A 17,642-nucleotide genomic window follows, 5' to 3' on the forward strand; every position below is an offset into this window, starting at 1 on the left:
CGCGGCACGCTTGCGCGCCTCAATCACCAAGGTCTGCGTCGTTCGCTCCGACGCTGGCGCCGGCGGCTCAAACGCATCCGGCCGTTCGGCGGGCTCGGCGACCGTCTCATGGGGCGCATGCCGAAAGGGCTCTTTGCTCGCTCGATTCTGATCGTCGTCACCCCGATCGTCATTCTCCAGGCAATCGTCGCCTATGTCTTCATGGAGCGGCACTGGCAGCTCGTCACCGAGCGCCTGTCGCAATCGCTCACCGGCGACATCGCCGCTCTCATCGCGGTCATCGAGCGTTATCCGCACGAGCCAGGCTATCTCGACGTCACACGGCTCGCGGCCGACACGTTTCAGCTGACCGTCTCCATTTTGCCGCCGGATCCCCTGCCCCCGCCGGTTCCGAAGCCGTTCTTCTCTCTCCTCGACCACACTCTGTCGGAGCAGATCACTCAGGTGATCAGCCGTCCGTTCTGGATCGACACCGTCGGCAATTCCGATCTCGTCGAGATCCGCATTCGGCTCGACGATGTCGTCCTGCGCGTCTTCGCGCCGCGTCGACGCGCCTATGCCTCCAATTCGCACATCTTCCTCGTCTGGATGAGCGGCAGCGCCCTCATCCTGCTGGCGATCGCCCTGTTGTTCCTGCGCAACCAGATCAAGCCGATCGTCGCCCTCGCCTATGCGGCCGAAAGCTTCGGCAAAGGCCGCAACGTCGAGAACTTCAAACCCCGAGGAGCGCGGGAGGTTCGGCAGGCGAGCCAGGCGTTTCTCGACATGCGCGAGCGCATCGAACGCCAGATCGAACAACGCACGACAATGCTGTCAGGCGTCAGCCATGATCTCAGGACCATCCTGACGCGGTTCCGACTCGAACTCGCTCTCCTGCCGGAGGGCGAAGAGAGCCAGGCGATGCAGAACGACGTCGAAGAGATGAGCCGTATGCTCGAAGATTATCTGGCCTTCGCCAAGGGGGACGCGGGCGAAGAGACGGAAGCCGTCGTGCTGCCCGATCTCCTCGAAACCCTTGCCGAGCACGCACGGCGCAGCGGCGACACGGTCGTGCTGAACTTCTCGGGCGAGCCGGAAATCCACGTACGCCCGACTGCTCTTGCCCGTTGCATCTCCAACCTTCTCACAAACGCGGCAAAATTTGCCGACCGCATCGAGATCAGCGCTACCCACCGTGACGGGGTCCTCGAAATCACCATCGATGACGATGGGCCGGGCATTCTCGACGCGGATAAGGAAGCGGTGTTCCGCCCGTTCTACCGGCTGGATGATTCCCGCAATGTCGATGTCGGGGGAACAGGACTTGGGCTTGCGATCGCGCGCGACATTGCCCGCAGCCATGGCGGAGACATTGTCCTGGAAGACAGCCGGCTCGGAGGACTGAGAGCTGTGGTGACTATTCCGGCGTAGCGGCCTTCAGAAAAGCCGCCCACCGAGGGGCACGTCGAGGTTAGGCTCAATCAGCACGACCTCTCCGTCGGCATCAGGCACGCCGAGCGTCAAAACTTCCGAACGCATCGGACCGATCTGGCGCGGCGGGAAATTCACGACGGCAAGAACCTGCCGCCCGACGAGTTCGGCCGGTTCATAATGCTTGGTGATCTGCGCGGAGGATTTTTTCTGCCCGACCTCCTCGCCGAAATCGATGAGAAGCTTGTAGGCGGGTTTGCGCGCTTCCGGAAAAGGGGTTGCCTCAACGATACGCCCGACACGGATATCGACTTTCAAGAAATCGTCGAACGCGATCGTCTCGCTGACAGGATCGCTCATACTCCGTCGGCTCCGGTAGCTCCGGCGGCCTGGGCGCCATCGGACGGTGCTGCCGCTTCGGGCGCCGGCGCGCTCCGCCGCGCCGTGTGGCGGCGGCCTCCGGGCGGCCGCGGCAGGAAGCGCGCCAGCCGGTCGAGCCGCATCACCGCCCGTTCGCCCTTGCGGAGTTCACGATCGAGCGCCGACATCGTGCGCGCAAGACCCGGGTCATCGTCGCTGAGCCACGTGCGCGTCACCCGGCTCCACAGAAAAGCCAGGCCCTGCGCCCGAACCAGCCCGCCCGGTCCGCCAGATGAAATACCGGCCGCCGTCATCATCCACGCCATCGACGTGACAAGGTGGCGGTTCAGCTCCGCGGCCAGAAGCGGGTCTCGCCTCGCCGAATGGGCAAGACCCGAAATGGCATGCTTATGCGGGCCCAAAGCTTCAAAGCGCGAGAACAGCACGTCGAAGAGCCTTTCGCGGCGGCTTTCGAATGCCATGTCCGGATCGAGATTGGAAAGAACGGCCCGATCGGTCCGCCGGCAAAAATCCCCGACGATGTCGCCCCGACCGTCGTAGGTTTCGCGCAATTGCTGCAAGGTCACGCCCGCCGCATCGGCGATGTCGGCAAGCGTCACGTCATCCCAGTCGCGCTCGGCCACGAGGTCGAGCAAAGCGTCGATGATCTTGTCGCGGGTTTTGGCAGTGGCCATCGTGGTCAATTCCCTTCTGCCCTCAATATGGCGAGGCGCTCTTTTAGATAGAGGCCGCTCTCATGGGGCAAGACCCCGCCACAATGCCGCAGGCCGCACTCAGCCGAGCTCGATCGAACGCCGTTTGGCCGCAGCAACCGCCTCGCGTATCAAATCGACCAGACCATGCTCGGCCATCAGCACATCGAGCGCCGCCTGGGTGGTGCCGCCCGGAGACGTCACGTTTCGGCGCAACTCCTCCGCAGCGAGGGGATTTCCGGCGAGAAGCGCTCCGCCTCCGACGACTGTCTGGCGCGCAAGCTGCATGGAAAGCTCCGCTGGCAGCCCGGCGGCTTCACCGGCTGCGGCCATCGCCTCGACGAGATGGAAGACGTAAGCGGGCCCCGAGCCCGACACTGCCGTCACCGCATCGATCAGCCCTTCATCGTCGATCCAGGCGATCTCCCCGGTCGGACGCATCAGGGCATCGACCAGAGTGCGGTCCTGCTCCGTCACGGCATCGTTGCCGACCGCCACGGCCATGCCGGCCCCAACCTGCGCCGGGGTGTTGGGCATAATCCGCACGATGCGCGAGGATGCCTCAAACGCTTTCGCCAAGCGGGCGAGCCCGATCCCGGCCGCAACCGAGATAATCAGCGTCTCTTCGCCTGCGTAGAGCGCCGCTTCCGGCAGGACGTTGTCCATCTGCTGCGGCTTGACGGCAAGGACCAGGACACGGGGTGCGCTGTCGGCCTCGTCAGCGCCGTTCGAAATGCCGACGCCCCGGGAGCCGAGCTCATGCGCTCTCTCAGGCGAAAGCCCCGGATCGCGGACGATCGTCCTTTCCGGCGGAAGCCCGGCGGAAAGCCACGCCTCCAGCATCGCGCCGCCCATTCGCCCGGCTCCGATCAGGAGAACGGGCCCGGTTTCAGAAAGAGCCGCTTCGGCGGTCATCGTCTATGCCTCTCCGAGCGTCTCGAAAAGAACCGAACCGAGAGCCTCCTCGGGAGATTTCCCGGCCCAGATGACAAACTGGAAGGCCTGATAGTAGCGCTCGCAAGCCTCCACCGCAGCCGAGAGAATTCCCTCAAGCTGACCGGTGTTGACCTCGGCCCCGTCTGACAGAAGCAATGCGCTCCGATACATGATGACGCCTTCAGCCTGCCAGAGATCGAAATGGCCGATCCACAATTGCTCGTTCACCAGCGCCAGAAGACGCATGATCTCGGTCTTGCGGCGCTCACTGACACGAAAATCGAAGGCGGCAGCAAGATGCATCGCCTCCAATTCTTCCATCCATGACAGAGAAATATTGTAGTCGCAGAAGCTGCCGGCGATCGAAACGGTAATTTCGTCCTCGCCGGACCGGTCAAAGCTCCAATCGTGGTAGGTGGCGATCTGCTCCACCAGGTCGACAAGATTTCCGGCGGCAGCGGTCTGAAAATCGAGCAGGCTCATAATTGGCCCTCGCATCTTGGGAGGTTGCAAGGCATCGGAAAGTGATGGGACGCGATGAGAATCAGCAGCTCCTTCAGTTCTTTAGCCTTAGGTGTGGGCGTGTCGATTTGATGACGCCACGAATCTCTTCCGTTTCCAAGTATAGGAACGAAGGCGTGCCGCAAAACCCGCAGCTCGGTCGGAGACGGCTTTTCCACGACCGATCGCCCGACGCCGAACTCGACGCCGGGGCCGTTGTCGCACGGAAGAGAAATGTCAGTCGGCGAGAGGCCCTTCCTCGTCGGCCGCAAGCCGTGCTTCATCGCCGGCAAGCCGCGCTTCGAGAGCAGCGACACGCTGCTGCAAGGCTTCGTTCTCCGCGCGCGCCTTCAAAGCCATGTCACGAACGGTTTCGAACTCCTCGCGCTGGATGAGATCGAGCTCCGACATGATGCGTTCAAGCTGCGAACGCATCGCCGTTTCGGCTTCGCGCCGCACCCCCTGCGCTACCCCCGTCGCATCCGTCATCAGCTTGGCGAATTCGTCCATGAGGCGATTGGAGGTTTGCGTCATCGGGATCCCTTTCCGGCATTGTTTGGCACTGACGCCAGGCGTTCCTTCGGTGGCGCTGCGGCATACAGAGGGTGAGATATAGGACCTCGGCGCCGCGCCGCAAGCGGAGAGACAAGGGCGTGGGGTCGCGGCAGAGCGAGCGCGGCGACCACAGCCCGCGCCCGGTTGACCCGCAGCGCCATTCTGGGCAAGGGTCCGGCGCGCTTTAAACAGAAGCATCGTGAACTCCCGTGGCCCTGCCGTTTCCGAAGATCGATCCCGTTGCCGTGGAGATCGGCCCCCTCGCCGTGCGCTGGTACGGTCTCGCCTATTTTGTCGGCATCCTTCTCGGCTGGTGGTATGCGCGGCGCCAGGCAAATAACCCGCGCCTCTGGCAGGGAGGCCGCGCGCCTCTCACGGCCACGGATCTCGACGATTTCGTCTTATGGATCACCATCGGCATCATCCTCGGCGGGCGGCTCGGATACGCGTTTTTCTACCAGCCAGGCCACTTCTTGAACGAGCCACTCGCCTTCTTTCGGTTGTGGGAAGGTGGAATGTCGTTCCACGGCGGTCTGATCGGCACGATCGTGGCGATGATGGCGTTTTCCTGGAAACGCGGCCTTCCTTTGATGTCGCTTTTCGACGTCGTATCGACCGCTGTCCCCTTCGGCCTTTTCTTCGGCCGTATCGCCAATTTCATCAACGGCGAGCTCTTCGGGCGCCCGACGGACGTTCCCTGGGCAATGGTGTTTCCGGGCGGCGGCGGAGTTCCGAGACATCCAAGCCAGCTTTACGAAGCAGCTCTGGAGGGGATCCTGCTGTTCCTCATTCTGCGGCTCCTGACGCATCATTTCAGGAGCCTGCGCCATCCCGGCCTGACGAGCGGCGTTTTCCTCATCTTTTATGGAGCGTTCCGCATCTTCGTCGAGTTCTTCCGCCAGCCTGACCCGCAACTCGGTTTCATCGCGGCGTTCCTCACAATGGGCATGATCTTGTCGCTTCCCATGATCCTGATCGGTGCCGGAGCAGTCATCTACGCATGGCGGCGGGGCCCACAGGCGACGGAGGACGGGGTGTGACGGGGACACTTTCAGATGCGCTGAAAGACATCATCCGCACCAACGGACCGATGACGCTTGCAAGCTGGATGGGCCATTGCCTCGGCCATCCCGAACACGGCTACTACGTCACCCGCGATCCGTTCGGCGCGAGGGGCGATTTCATCACGGCCCCTGAAGTCAGCCAGATGTTCGGGGAGATCATCGGGGCCTGGGTCATCGATCTCTGGCAACAGGCGGGCTGTCCGCAGCCCATCAATCTCGTCGAGCTTGGGCCCGGCCGTGGCACCTTGATGAGCGACATCCTGCGGGTCGTGCGTCTCAAACCAAACTTCTGCAGCGAGTTGTCCGTGCATCTCGTGGAGACGAGCCCGGTCCTTGCGAAGGCACAGGAAACGGCGCTTGCGTCCTTTGCCGGCCGCAAGGAGTGGCATGAAAGCCTTCAGACGCTGCCGCAAGGTCCGCTTTTTGTCGTCGCCAACGAGTTCTTCGATGCGCTGCCGATCCGTCAGTTCGTCTTCAGGCGGGGAAGCTGGGAGGAGCGCATGCTCGGCCTCGATGCCGACGGTGAGCTCACTTTCGGCTTCGGACCGGGGCGCCCGGAGAATGTCCCGTTCGAACCGCAGGACGGCGATGTCTGGGAAGAGCGGCCAGCTGCAGCCCCGATCGTGGCCGAGTTGGCGGAGCGCTTTGCAAGCGACGGCGGCGGCGCTCTCATCATCGACTACGGCCATGGCGAGCCGGGCTTCGGGGATACGCTCCAGGCCGTGGCCCGGCACGAATTCGCCGATCCGTTGAAACGGCCCGGCGAGGTGGATCTGACGGCGCACGTCGATTTTTCGGCGCTGTCCGACGCCGCGTTCGCGGCCGGAGCCGATGTCTACGGCCCCATGCACCAGGGCGAGTTTCTCTTGCATCTCGGGCTCGTAGAACGCGCAGGACGTCTCGGATTCGGGCGCAGCGAAGAGGAGCAGGAGGCACTTCGCAATGAAGTGACCCGCCTCGCCGGCCCGGAGGAAATGGGAGAGCTCTTCAAGGTCCTGGCGATCGTCAAGCCAGGGCTCGTGCCGGCACCCTTTGCCGCTTCGTAGATTTCAGATGGGCGCGTGCAGACAGCCCCTGACGGTTGCCCGCACGACCACCATTCTTTTCGGCGCGGACACGCCTCATCCCGACAGGAAGGACAGATGATGCCGTTCTCTCGCTCTCTTCGTTCATTGCTCGCAGCCGGGCTCATCGCCGCCGGGGGAAGCGCCTTCGCTCAAGGGGCGGGACCAATCGAGGTCGGCGACCTGACGATCAGCCATGCATGGACCCGGGCGACGCCACCGGGCGCACCGTCGGCCGGCGGCTATCTCACGATCTCGAATGAGGGTTCGCAACCAGATCGGCTCGTCTCCGTCTCCGCTCCCTTCGCAAAGGAAAGCCTCGTCCATGCCATGAGCATGCAGGATGGCGTCATGAAAATGCGGGAGATGACCGAGGGGCTCGAGATCCAGCCGGGCGAGAGCGTGACGCTCGAGCCCGGCGGCAACCACGTGATGTTCATGGGCCTCGAGACCGCCTTGACCGCGGGAAACTCCGTTCCGGTGACGCTCACTTTCGCACGCGCAGGACAAGTCGAGATCTCTTTGCCGACGGCCAAGATCGGAGCCACGCGGCCTCCTGAAGTGTCGAAGTAGGCGTGGGGCACGCTGCGACCATGCATCTCCGGCAAATCCTGTTTGGCGCCTTTGCCTTGCTGATCGCCGCTTCGGCAGAGCCGGCGGCAGCGCGTGTTCAGCAGCCGGGCGAAGCCTCGGGCGGAACCGTGCGCATTCATTCGGGCTTCGTGCGGGCGACGGCGGGACCGGCGCTGGATACCGCCGCCTACCTCGTCATCACCAACACAGGTCTGCAGCCGGAGCGCCTTCTTTATGTGGAGACGCCTTTTGCCGAACGGGGCGAGCTGCGGCAGACGCGCTTCAATGAAGACGGTGCCCTCGAGACACGCCGGATCAGAAGCATCAGCATTCCGCCCGGCCGCACGATCAGGCTCAGGCCGGGCGGCGATCATCTCGTCTTCTGCGGGCTTGCGAAGCCCCTCGCACAACATGAACGAATCCCGGTCACGCTCACTTTCGCCAAAGCGGGCCGCATCGAACTCTCGTTGCCCGTTGCCACAGCCGGCGCAAGGCAACCGCCGAGCTGAAGACCATGGGAGGCAACGACCACGGGTTCGACAGTCTCATTATTTCGTTGTGGGGGATGCTCCCGCATGATTCGATCTCGACCAGCCATTCCACGATTTTGAGAGAAGAATGTCTCCGACACCGATCCAGGCTGATGCCCTCGCCTTCCCAAATATCCGTCACGCCTTCTTCACGCGGGAGGGCGGCGTCTCAGAGGGTATCTATGCGAGCCTCAACACCGGGCTCGGCTCCTCGGATGATCGTCTGCATATCCTGGAAAATCGCGCGCGGGCCTGCCGCCATCTGGAGGTCGCGCCGGAGCTCCTCGCCACGCCCCATCAGATCCACAGCAGCGATGCGACCGTGGTCCACGAGGTCTGGGCGCCCGGTGAGGGCCCGCGTTGCGACGCGCTGGTGACGGACCGGCGCGGGATCCTTCTCGGCATCGGCACCGCCGATTGCGGACCCGTTCTTTTCGCCGACGCGAAGGCCGGCGTGATCGGCGCGGCGCACGCCGGATGGAAGGGCGCATTTTCCGGCGTTCTCGAAGCCACCATCGACGCCATGGCGCAACTCGGCGCCGAGCAATCCTCGATTGTCGCCGTTTTGGGGCCCACCATCTCCGGCAAGAACTACGAGGTCGGCGAGGATTTCATGGACCGCTTTTTATCTGCAGACGCTGAGAACAAGACATTCTTCTCTGCGTCCGAGCGGACAGGCCACGCGATGTTCGACCTCCCGGGTTACATCGTGAAGCGCCTGCGAGGGGCGGGTATTGAGGCGCACAACCTCGATCTCTGCACCTATGCGGATGAAGACCGCTTCTTTTCCTATCGTCGTGCGACCCATCGCGGCGAAAAGGATTATGGACGCCTGCTCTCAGCAATTGTCCTGGCATAGGCAGAAAGCACGAGGTGCGTCTGTCTGCCATGCATAGACGCAGGGGACGGGCGGCGTTAGCTGGTGGACGTCGGCACGGTCAGCCGGTATGAGGCCCTTCTGAAAAGGCTTGATTATGCGACTGTCTCCGCTTCTGGCGTTTTTCGCGCTCATCCCTCTGGCCGCGTGCAACCCCGCCCTCAAGACGGGCGGGCCGGGTGCTACTGTGTCCAGTTCAAGCAAGGTGACGACAGACGCACGCGTTGCTTTCGCACCATTGACCGGGCCGCCCCAGAAAATCGCAGACGCACTTGCCGTTGAAGTGGCACGCGGCGCGACGAGTCGCGGGATCGCTTTGGCCAACTTTCAGGACGCGACCGCCAGTTACACGATGAAGGGTTATCTCTCGGCCGTCGCCGAAGATGACGGAACACTCGTCGTCTATGTCTGGGATGTGCTGTCGCCCGAGTTGAAGCGCGTGCATCGGATTGCCGGAAAGATCATGATCGAGCGCAAGGCAAGCGATCCGTGGTCGGCCGTCGACGACAAGACGCTGGCGCTCGTCTCGCAGGAAACACTCGACAAACTGACATCCTGGCTTGCGTCCGGTTGATCAGCGCACACAGTTCGCTATACGCCAGCCTTGCCGCCGTGCAGGGCGACCGCGCCGAAAGGCGCTTCCTTTGCAGCTCGCCACTCCGGGGAGCCGCCTGAATGTTTGAGAGGGCTTCCAGCCGATGAAAATCGTCGCCGGCAATTCCAACCGGAGTCTTGCGCAGCAGATCAGTTCCTATCTCGATGTGGAACTGGCGAAATGTGCCGTAAGACGGTTCGCCGACCAAGAGATCTTCGTAGAGATCCAGGAAAACGTGCGCGGCGAAGACGTCTTCGCCATCCAGTCGACGAGCTTTCCCGCCAACGACAATCTGATGGAGCTGTTGATCATTATCGACGCGCTCCGACGGGCTTCGGCGCGGCGCATTACGGCGGTGATCCCCTATTATGGCTATGCCCGCCAGGACCGAAAGCCGGCGGCCCGCACGCCGATCTCCGCCAAACTCGTCGCCAATCTCATTACTGAAGCCGGCGCGGATCGCGTCCTCACGCTCGACCTGCACGCCGGTCAGATCCAGGGCTTCTTCGACATCCCGACGGACAATCTCTATGCGGCGCCGGTGTTCACACGCGACGTGAAAGAGCATTACGAACTCGGCAATGTCATGGTCGTATCGCCCGACGTCGGCGGCGTGGTGCGCGCACGCGCCATCGCCAAACGCATCGATGCGCCGCTCGCCATCGTCGACAAACGCCGTGAGCGTCCGGGCGAATCGGAAGTGATGAACATCATCGGCGAAGTCGCCGGCCGTGACTGCCTTCTCGTCGACGACATCGTCGATTCCGGCGGCACGCTGTGCAACGCCGCCGACGCGCTGCTCGCCAAGGGCGCCACGTCCGTCACCGCCTATATCACCCACGGCGTTCTTTCGGGCGGAGCCGTCGCCCGCATCACGGCCTCGCGGCTGACCGAACTCGTGATTACTGATTCCATCGAGCCGACGGCGGCCGTCACCAGCGCGCACAATGTTCGCGTGGTTTCGATCGCGGCCCTTCTCGGCGAGGCGATCTCGCGCACCGCCCTGGAAAAATCTGTCTCCAGTCTCTTCGACTAGGCCCGCGACTTCGCATCCGCGAAGTCCAGGGTCACGTGTTGCCGGATATTCCGATCACTTCACGATGATCTTCCCGTACATCCCCGCCTCGCGGTGGCCGGGGATGAGACAGGCGTATTCAAAAGTCCCAGGCTCGGTGAATTGCCAGGAGAGCGTCGTGCTCTCTCCCGGCTGAAGCCTGGCCGCGTTGGGATCGGCGTGCGCCATATCAGGGTTTTCGCCCATAGCCTGAGCGTGGGCCTCATTCGTCGCGGCCGTGCCAATCACGAACTCATGCTCCAGGGCGCCCTCATTGTGCAGCACGAAGCGCACTTCTGTCCCGCGGTCGAGGGCCAGATGGTCGGGCGAATAGTGCATGCCCTGGTCGCTTTCTGAGAGCACGATTTCGATTTGCCGCGCTTCGGCAGCCCCATCGCCGGGACGACCGTAAGCCGTCTCTGCGCGATGACCATGCCCGGCTTCCATACCGTGCATTCCGTCCTGTCCGTGCATGCTCGCAGCACCGGCCAGCGTGGCGGCAGACACTGCCCCGACAGCAAACGCAAAAATCCCAACTTTCCGCATCTCTGAGTCTCCACGCCGCCCGAACTTGCGCATTGCGGGAGCCTATGGCGGCGAAGCATCGGTAGCGGCGAAATGCCGCGACCCCGCACGCACTTCGTGGTTCCCTCGACAAATTGTCAAGCCGGTTCGGCTCCCCTCGAGACGACGCGGCACGCCTTGAAGCGGCTGTCATGTTGACGAGATACCGCTGGCACGAAATCCGGGGGGCGCGATGCAAGACGAAACGGTCAAGATCGAGGGCAGCGCCCTCGAGGTCTTCAAGGTCTTTCTGGTGCGCGGCCTCACCTCGTTCGGCGGACCTGTCGCGCATCTCGGCTATTATCACGAGGCCTTCGTCAAGAAGCGCGGCTGGTTGAGCGACGCGGCTTATGCCGATTTGATCGCGCTTTGCCAGTTTCTCCCCGGCCCGGCCTCCAGCCAGGTCGGGATGGCGATCGGTCTGATGCGCGCGGGCTATCTCGGTATGCTGGCCGCCTTTGTCGGCTTCACGCTGCCCTCAGCCCTCCTCATGTACGGCTTCGCCGAGGCTTTCGGCTTTCTCTCGCCGCTCATCGGATCCGGCTGGATCGCCGGCCTCAAAGCCGCGGCCGTTGCCGTCGTGGCTCTTGCCCTCCTCGGCATGGCGCAAAAGCTGACGCCGGATCTCCGTCGCCTTGCCATGGCGGCCGGGGCCGCCGCGCTCGTTCTTGTCACGCACACGCCGTGGACGCAGCTTGGCGCCATTCTTATGGGCGCACTCCTCGGGCTCTTGGTCATCCCGAACAAAGCGGTCGAGGCGCGCGAAGCCGAAGCCGCCATCGACACAAAGGTCGGGCGGCGCCTCGGCCTTGCGGCCTTCGCTCTCTTCGTCCTCCTGCTTCTCGTGGCATTCATGCTGCGTGGGAGCCCGACCGGCATTGGGCTTGCGGCCCATTTTTACCACGCCGGCGCTCTCGTCTTCGGCGGCGGCCACGTCGTTCTGCCTCTTCTGGAAACGGAGGTCGTCGATCCGGGCCTCGTCTCTCGCGATGCGTTCCTCGCCGGATATGGCGCCGCGCAGGCACTGCCTGGGCCACTCTTTGCCTTTTCGGCCTATCTTGGCACGCTCGCACAAACACCTCTCGCCGGGGCGGTCGGAGGTCTCGTCGCGCTGTTGGCGATTTTCCTTCCAGGCGCGCTTCTCGTCGTCGCGGCCCTCCCCTTCTGGGGGGAGCTTCAGCACGCACCAGGCGCACGCCGCGCCCTGGCCGGCGTGAACGCCGCCGTGGTCGGCATCCTCGCCGCCGCACTCTACGATCCAGTCTTTACCGCGGGTGTGAACTCGCCCGACGGCTTTGCGATCGCCACAAGCGCCTTTCTGGCTCTTCTGGTGCCACGTGTGCCGGCATGGGCCGTGGTGATCGCGGCAGCCAGCGTCGGGGCCGTCATACTCTAAGCCGCCTCCTCGCCGTCCCGCCTCCGCATTGCCTTTTATGCAGGCCTCGCCTATAAGCGCGCCCACGTGCCGGCACCCTTGGAGGCCGGACGTACGAGGAGCCGCGCCATGCGGCTCTTTCTCTTCTTAAACCTAGGAGTGCACCAATGAGCCATAGCTACGAGCTCACAGCTGAGGTGCGCGAACGGAGCGGCAAGGGGGCCGCACGTGCCGTGCGCCGCGAGGGTAAAGTCCCAGCCGTCATTTACGGCGACAAGAAGCCCGCCACACCGATCGCGCTGAACTACAAAGAACTGAATTTGAAGCTGCATGCCGGCGGCTTTCTCACCACCGTCGCAACCATCAACGTTGACGGCGACAAGGTGCGCGTGATCCCGAAGGATTTTCAGCTCGATCCCGTTCGCGGCTTCCTGATGCATGTGGACTTTCTGCGCATTTCGCGCGGCACGACGCTGACCCTGGAACTGCCGGTGCACTTCATCAACGAGGAAGAAGCTCCGGGCCTCACCCGCGGCGGCGTTCTCAATGTCGTGCGCCACACCGTCGAGGTGCACGTGCCGGCGGATCAGATTCCTGAGAATCTGGTGGCCGATCTCGCCGGTCTCGATATCGGCGACGGCATCCACATCTCCAACGTTGCCCTGCCCGAGGGCGTGACGCCGACCATCACGGACCGCGACTTCACCATCGCCACGATCGCCGCCCCGGCGTCGCTCGTCAGCGAAGAGAGTGAAGAAGAGGCCGAGGGTGAAGAGCCCGAGGTCGAAGGCGAAGGTGACGAGGAAGAGGAGACGGAGGAGTAATCCTCCCCCTCTCGACCAAGGGAGGTCGGACGATGCTGTTGATCGTCGGTCTCGGCAATCCTGGTCGCCGGTACGCTCATCATCGGCACAATATCGGCTTCATGGCGGTGGACGAAATCCACCGCCATCATCGTTTTTCGAACTGGCGCGCGCGTTTCCAGGGGGAAGCGGCCGAGGGCCAGATCGGCGACGATAAGGTCGTTATCGTCAAACCCGCGACCTTTATGAACGAATCCGGCCGCTCGGCCGGAGACGCCATGCGCTTCTACAAGCTGAAGCCGGAAGACGTGCTCGTCATTCACGATGATTTGGACCTGGCGCCAGGCAAGCTTCGCCTCAAGACGGGCGGCGGCCATGGCGGCCACAACGGTCTCAAATCGCTCGACGCGCATATCGGGAAATCCTACCGCCGCATGCGCATCGGGATCGGTCATCCGGGCACCAAGGAATTGGTCAACGCCCATGTCCTCCACGATTTCGCCAAGGAAGACGAGGCGTGGCGCGAGCCGCTCTTGCGGGCAATTGCGGAAAATGTCGGTCTTCTGGCAGAGGGCGATGAAGCCAATTTCATGAACCGCGTGCATCTGGCGAGCAACGGCTCGGCGCAACGCGCCGCCGAGGAGGCCCCTCTGCCTCCGTCACCCGCCAGCTCGCGCGTCTCGGGAGAAAGCCGATCAGGACCGCTTGCCGATGGGCTCAAAAGGCTCTTCCGGCGCGATTCCTAATCGCACCCTCCCCCTCACACCAACTTTCGAACAGGCATCGCCATGGGTTTCAAATGCGGCATCGTCGGGCTGCCCAATGTCGGCAAGTCCACCTTGTTCAACGCGCTCACCAAGACGGCCGCGGCGCAGGCAGCGAACTATCCCTTCTGCACGATCGAACCGAACACCGGTGAAGTCGCGGTCCCCGATCCGCGCCTCAAGCGCATTGCGGAGATCACGAAATCCGCCCAAACGGTGCCGACCCGCCTCACCTTCGTCGATATTGCCGGCCTCGTGCGCGGAGCCTCCAAGGGCGAGGGCCTCGGCAACCAGTTTCTCGCCAACATCCGCGAAGTCGATGCCATCGCGCATGTCCTGCGCTGCTTCGAAGACGGCGATGTCACCCATGTGGAGGGCCGCATCGATCCCGTGGCCGACGCGGAGACGGTCGAAACCGAGCTGATGCTTGCCGATCTCGAAAGCCTTGAACGCCGTGTCGTGGCGATGCGCAAGAAGGCAACGGCCAAAGACAAGGAAGCGCTCGCCTTTCTGCCGGTCATGGAAAAGGCGCTCGCGGCCCTTCAGGAAGGCCGCATGGTGCGCACGATCCGCGCCGAACTATCCGACGAGGATCGGGCGATCCTGCGCACGCTCGGGCTTTTGACGTCCAAGCCCGTCCTCTACGTCTGCAACGTGGCGGAAGACGAAGCCGCCAGAGGCAACGCACATTCCGCTCGTGTCGCCGAGCGTGCCGCCGCCGAAGGGGCCGCCTGCGTCGTCATCTCCGCCTCGATCGAAGCGGAAATCGCCCAGCTCGATGCTGAAGAACAGGCCGATTACCTTGCCGACCTCGGCCTCGAGGAGCCGGGCCTCGACCGGCTCATCCGCGCCGGCTACGAGCTTCTGGATCTGATCACCTTCTTCACGGCCGGGCCGAAAGAGGCGCGCGCCTGGACGATCCGGCGGGGCTCGCGAGCCCCGCAGGCCGCAGGCACGATCCACTCCGATTTCGAACGCGGCTTCATTCGCGCGCAGACCATCAAATACGATGACTTCATCGAGCTCGGCGGAGAGACGGCCGCCAAGGAGGCGGGTCGGGCACGCGACGAAGGCAAGGAATACGTCGTCGAAGACGGCGACGTGCTCCTCTTCAAGTTCAACGCCTGAACCTTTGGGCCTGAACCTTTGGGTCTGAACGTCTGGGCACGAACGCCTCGACAGGAAATTTTGCCGACCCTAAGAATGGGGCATGTTGCATTTTGAGGATTTTCATCCCGGCCTTGAGCTGCCGCTTGCGCCCTATGCCGTGAGCCGCGAGGCGATCATCGCCTTTGCGACGGAGTTCGATCCCCAGCCATTCCATCTCGACGAAGCCGCCGCGGCATCAAGCATGCTCGGGGGTCTTGCCGCGTCGGGCTGGCACAGCTCGGCGATGTTCATGCGGATGATGTACGATGGCTGGCTGAAAGAGGCCGCCTCGATGGGCTCGTCCGGCATCGAGGAGGCGCGCTGGCTGAAGCCCGTGCGCCCCGGCGATCGCCTCACCGGCGTCTCGCTCGTCCTCGAAAAGCGACCCTCCGCAAGCCGTCCCCATCTCGGCGTGGTGCGTTTCGAACACCGGGTTGCCAACCAGAACGATCAGCTCGTCCTGACGATGACCAACCCAATCGCCTTCCGGCTCCGCGAGACGGCGGCATGAAGACGTTCGAAGCAATCCAGATCGGCGAGCGCATCGTGCTCGGCTCGTATCATTTCACGAGCGAGGAGATCGTCCGTTTCGCAGAAGCCTTCGATCCGCAGGATTTCCATCTCAGCGAAGAAGGTGCACAAAACGGGCCCTTCGGCCGCCTCGCCGCCTCCGGATGGCACACGGCCGCGATCTTCATGAAACTGTGGATCGCCTATTCCAAGGAAGAGGCCGAGCGCGGGGATGACTTCGATCCGCGCAATGCCGGTCCTTCCCCGGGATTTGAAGCCCTCAAATGGGTGCAGCCCGTTTTCGCCGGCGACACCCTCACCTACACGACCGAGGTCATCGACAAGAAGGAAAGCGCGTCGCGTCCGGACTGGGGGCTCGTCGTCATGCGCAATGAGGCCCACAAGCAAGACGGAGCGCTCGCCTATACCTTCATCGGCAAGGTCTTCGTGCGGCGTGAGAGGCCCTCAGAAGCGAGATAGAGTGCTGGGGCTAGAAGGGCCCCGCGCCCCTCCCATCAGTCGCCAGCGAAGCTCACAAGCGTGCGCACGGGCACACCAAGCTTTTCCAACTTGGCCGCCCCGCCGAGATCCGGCAGATCGATGACGAAGACTGCGGCGATCACATCGGCTCCGATCTGCTGCATCAGTCGGATGGCAGCGTCCGCCGAGCCGCCCGTCGCGATGAGATCGTCGACGAGAATCACCTTTTCCTGGGGGCGAATCGCGTCCTTGTGGATCTCCATCTCGTCCAGCCCGTATTCGAGGCTGTAGGCGATGCGGACCGTATCGTAAGGCAGCTTGCCCTTTTTGCGGATCGGCACGAAGCCCGCAGACAGCTGGTGTGCCACGGCGCCACCCAGGATGAAGCCGCGGGCCTCGATGCCGGCGACCTTGTCGATCTTGGAGCCGGCCCAGGGCTGAACCAGTTCATCGACCGCCCGCCGAAAGGCGCGCGCATCTCCCAGCAGGGTGGTGATGTCGCGAAACGCAATTCCCGGCTTCGGATAATCCGGAATTGTCCGAATGGTGCTCTCGAGCTTGTCGATCAGGCTGTTCATCCCTCGCCCCAGCTGCCTCAGCTTTCGTCCGCTTTTGCGCGAACGGTCAGTGGCTTAACACCGGATAACCGCGACGGCCAGATGGGCATCTTGCCGCCGGACAAAGGCTGCCGTGCAACGCAGGCAATTGACACCAGAGACCGAAGCACGGGCCTCGCGCGCGGCCAAAAGAAATGGCCGCGGACGAGCCGCGGCCATCGAAAATATCCGATCGGAGTGAGCGGAGATCAGTGCTCCACGTTCGACCAAACCTTGCGCTTCACATAGTAGACGAGGCCGCAGAAGACGAGCAGGAAGGCGATCACAGTGAAGCCCATCGACTTGCGGGCCTCCATGTGCGGCTCCGCCGCCCACATCAGGAACGCAGCCACGTCGCGGGAATACTGATCCACCGTCTGCGGGACGTCGTTGTTCGGATCGTCGTCCTGGTTCTGCGCATACTCGACCAAATCTTCGAACAAGGGGGGCGGCATCGCCAGGGCGGCAGCGTACATGTAATGCGGGTTGTAGTACTGCCCCGGGAGGACCGTCACGCCTTCAGGCGCCTCGTCCTCATAGCCCGTCAGAAGCGCATGGATGTAATCCGGGCCGCCCTCCTGATAGGTGGTGAAGATATCGATCAGGAACTGCGGAAAGCCGCGTTCCACACCGCGCGCCTTGGCCAGCACGGACATGTCCGGCGGGATAGCGCCGCCATTGGCGTAGCGGGCCGCCTCATCGTTCGGGAACGGAGCCGGGAAATAGTCCGACGGCCGGCCCGGCCGCTCAAACATCTCACCCGTGTCGTCCGGACCGTCCTGGATCTGGTATTCGGCCGCAAGCGCTTCCACCTCCTCTTCCGAGAAGTGGGGCCCGCCCTCCCAGCCGAGAGCACGGAACGGCACCAGCTTCATCGAGTGGCAGGCCGAGCAGACTTCCCGGTAGACCTGGAAGCCGCGCTGCAGCTGCTGCTGATCGAATTTGCCGAAGGGCCCGGCGAAGCTCCACTCCATCTCTTCCGGCTCTTCGAGCGGGAAATGAGGCAGTGCCGATTCTTCGGGTTTCGCCTCCGGAGATTCCGGAGCCGCCGGAGCGTCTTGCTGGGCTGCCGCCACGGACAGTCCGGCCAGAACGAGAACGCCAGCTGCCGAAAGACGCGTTATGGATTTAAGCATTGTCGTCATGGTGTTTGTCGCAGTTCCGTCTCG

General features: G+C 63.3%; 22 protein-coding genes. 14 read left to right on the plus strand and 8 right to left on the minus strand.

The window, feature by feature from the left end; genetic code table 11:
* The first annotated feature begins 33 nt into the window (after window positions 1-33).
* Window positions 34-1,410, plus strand: coding sequence for an ATP-binding protein (locus tag ACK8CP_RS07265; RefSeq protein WP_414834205.1), 1,377 nt, complete (start codon window positions 34-36; stop codon window positions 1,408-1,410).
* 6 nt (window positions 1,411-1,416) lie between these two features.
* Here the strand turns inward: ACK8CP_RS07265 and ACK8CP_RS07270 are convergent, their stop codons facing one another.
* The 5 genes from ACK8CP_RS07270 to ACK8CP_RS07290 all read right to left on the minus strand — a co-directional run bounded on the left by ACK8CP_RS07270 (window position 1,417) and on the right by ACK8CP_RS07290 (window position 4,454).
* Window positions 1,417-1,770 (minus strand): tRNA-binding protein, encoded by a 354-nt coding sequence (locus ACK8CP_RS07270; protein WP_414833810.1) that lies wholly within the window; start codon window positions 1,768-1,770, stop codon window positions 1,417-1,419.
* Window positions 1,767-2,465 carry a TetR/AcrR family transcriptional regulator gene (locus ACK8CP_RS07275; protein ID WP_414833811.1) on the minus strand — a complete coding sequence of 233 codons (699 nt, stop codon included), beginning with the start codon at window positions 2,463-2,465 and terminating at the stop codon, window positions 1,767-1,769. The genes ACK8CP_RS07270 and ACK8CP_RS07275 overlap by 4 nt, the downstream gene beginning before the upstream one ends.
* A 99-nt stretch (window positions 2,466-2,564) precedes the next feature.
* Window positions 2,565-3,398, minus strand: a complete 834-nt coding sequence (gene proC / locus ACK8CP_RS07280; protein WP_414833812.1) for a pyrroline-5-carboxylate reductase — start codon at window positions 3,396-3,398, stop codon at window positions 2,565-2,567.
* A gap of 3 nt (window positions 3,399-3,401) precedes the next feature.
* Complete coding sequence (locus ACK8CP_RS07285) at window positions 3,402-3,902, minus strand: YbjN domain-containing protein (RefSeq protein ID WP_092815220.1); 501 nt, start codon at window positions 3,900-3,902, stop codon at window positions 3,402-3,404.
* Window positions 3,903-4,157: 255 nt separating this feature from the next.
* A complete protein-coding gene (locus ACK8CP_RS07290) occupies window positions 4,158-4,454 on the minus strand; it encodes an accessory factor UbiK family protein (RefSeq protein ID WP_092815223.1) in 297 nt (98 codons plus the stop codon).
* A 230-nt stretch (window positions 4,455-4,684) separates the two neighbouring features.
* Here ACK8CP_RS07290 and lgt point away from each other — a divergent pair, with 230 nt between their 5' ends.
* From lgt to ACK8CP_RS07325, 7 genes are all read left to right on the plus strand, one after another.
* The gene (lgt, locus tag ACK8CP_RS07295; protein WP_414833813.1) at window positions 4,685-5,515 is read left to right on the plus strand and encodes a prolipoprotein diacylglyceryl transferase; all 831 of its coding nucleotides are present in this window, start codon (window positions 4,685-4,687) and stop codon (window positions 5,513-5,515) included.
* Window positions 5,512-6,585 carry a class I SAM-dependent methyltransferase gene (locus tag ACK8CP_RS07300; RefSeq protein WP_414833814.1) on the plus strand — a complete coding sequence of 358 codons (1,074 nt, stop codon included), beginning with the start codon at window positions 5,512-5,514 and terminating at the stop codon, window positions 6,583-6,585. The genes lgt and ACK8CP_RS07300 overlap by 4 nt, the downstream gene beginning before the upstream one ends.
* A gap of 96 nt (window positions 6,586-6,681) precedes the next feature.
* Window positions 6,682-7,176, plus strand: a complete 495-nt coding sequence (locus ACK8CP_RS07305) for a copper chaperone PCu(A)C (RefSeq protein WP_414833815.1) — start codon at window positions 6,682-6,684, stop codon at window positions 7,174-7,176.
* Between the two features lie 20 nt (window positions 7,177-7,196).
* Entirely contained in the window at window positions 7,197-7,685 is a 489-nt protein-coding gene (locus tag ACK8CP_RS07310) for a copper chaperone PCu(A)C (RefSeq protein WP_414833816.1), read from the plus strand.
* A gap of 109 nt (window positions 7,686-7,794) precedes the next feature.
* Window positions 7,795-8,565 (plus strand): peptidoglycan editing factor PgeF, encoded by a 771-nt coding sequence (pgeF, locus tag ACK8CP_RS07315; protein WP_234627706.1) that lies wholly within the window; start codon window positions 7,795-7,797, stop codon window positions 8,563-8,565.
* 334 nt (window positions 8,566-8,899) lie between these two features.
* Window positions 8,900-9,157 carry a hypothetical protein gene (locus ACK8CP_RS07320; protein WP_414833817.1) on the plus strand — a complete coding sequence of 86 codons (258 nt, stop codon included), beginning with the start codon at window positions 8,900-8,902 and terminating at the stop codon, window positions 9,155-9,157.
* A gap of 124 nt (window positions 9,158-9,281) precedes the next feature.
* Entirely contained in the window at window positions 9,282-10,214 is a 933-nt protein-coding gene (locus ACK8CP_RS07325) for a ribose-phosphate pyrophosphokinase (RefSeq protein ID WP_234627704.1), read from the plus strand.
* A gap of 54 nt (window positions 10,215-10,268) precedes the next feature.
* Here ACK8CP_RS07325 and ACK8CP_RS07330 read toward each other — a convergent pair whose 3' ends face one another.
* The gene (locus ACK8CP_RS07330) at window positions 10,269-10,778 is read right to left on the minus strand and encodes a plastocyanin/azurin family copper-binding protein (protein WP_414833818.1); all 510 of its coding nucleotides are present in this window, start codon (window positions 10,776-10,778) and stop codon (window positions 10,269-10,271) included.
* Window positions 10,779-10,989: 211 nt separating this feature from the next.
* Between ACK8CP_RS07330 and chrA the strand changes: the two genes are divergently transcribed.
* The 6 genes from chrA to ACK8CP_RS07360 all read left to right on the plus strand — a co-directional run bounded on the left by chrA (window position 10,990) and on the right by ACK8CP_RS07360 (window position 15,877).
* Window positions 10,990-12,192 (plus strand): chromate efflux transporter, encoded by a 1,203-nt coding sequence (gene chrA / locus ACK8CP_RS07335; RefSeq protein ID WP_414833819.1) that lies wholly within the window; start codon window positions 10,990-10,992, stop codon window positions 12,190-12,192.
* Between the two features lie 146 nt (window positions 12,193-12,338).
* On the plus strand, window positions 12,339-12,995 hold the full coding sequence (locus tag ACK8CP_RS07340; protein WP_234627701.1) for a 50S ribosomal protein L25/general stress protein Ctc: 657 nt from the start codon (window positions 12,339-12,341) through the stop codon (window positions 12,993-12,995).
* A gap of 32 nt (window positions 12,996-13,027) precedes the next feature.
* On the plus strand, window positions 13,028-13,720 hold the full coding sequence (gene pth, locus ACK8CP_RS07345) for an aminoacyl-tRNA hydrolase (RefSeq protein ID WP_414833820.1): 693 nt from the start codon (window positions 13,028-13,030) through the stop codon (window positions 13,718-13,720).
* 42 nt (window positions 13,721-13,762) lie between these two features.
* Window positions 13,763-14,866, plus strand: a complete 1,104-nt coding sequence (gene ychF / locus ACK8CP_RS07350; RefSeq protein ID WP_414833821.1) for a redox-regulated ATPase YchF — start codon at window positions 13,763-13,765, stop codon at window positions 14,864-14,866.
* A gap of 82 nt (window positions 14,867-14,948) precedes the next feature.
* Window positions 14,949-15,398: a MaoC family dehydratase gene (locus ACK8CP_RS07355; protein WP_414833822.1), complete on the plus strand. Its 450-nt coding sequence runs from the start codon at window positions 14,949-14,951 to the stop codon at window positions 15,396-15,398.
* Complete coding sequence (locus tag ACK8CP_RS07360; RefSeq protein WP_414833823.1) at window positions 15,395-15,877, plus strand: MaoC family dehydratase; 483 nt, start codon at window positions 15,395-15,397, stop codon at window positions 15,875-15,877. The genes ACK8CP_RS07355 and ACK8CP_RS07360 overlap by 4 nt, the downstream gene beginning before the upstream one ends.
* Window positions 15,878-15,912: 35 nt before the next feature.
* Here ACK8CP_RS07360 and ACK8CP_RS07365 read toward each other — a convergent pair whose 3' ends face one another.
* Together ACK8CP_RS07365 and ACK8CP_RS07370 are read right to left on the minus strand one after the other, a co-directional pair.
* Window positions 15,913-16,455: an adenine phosphoribosyltransferase gene (locus ACK8CP_RS07365; protein ID WP_261212245.1), complete on the minus strand. Its 543-nt coding sequence runs from the start codon at window positions 16,453-16,455 to the stop codon at window positions 15,913-15,915.
* A gap of 227 nt (window positions 16,456-16,682) precedes the next feature.
* Complete coding sequence (locus ACK8CP_RS07370) at window positions 16,683-17,609, minus strand: cytochrome c1 (RefSeq protein WP_234629303.1); 927 nt, start codon at window positions 17,607-17,609, stop codon at window positions 16,683-16,685.
* Window positions 17,610-17,642: the final 33 nt, after the last annotated feature.

It is taken from the genome of Afifella sp. YEN Y35 (assembly GCF_047553465.1).
Classification (GTDB): domain Bacteria; phylum Pseudomonadota; class Alphaproteobacteria; order Rhizobiales; family Afifellaceae; genus Afifella; species Afifella aestuarii.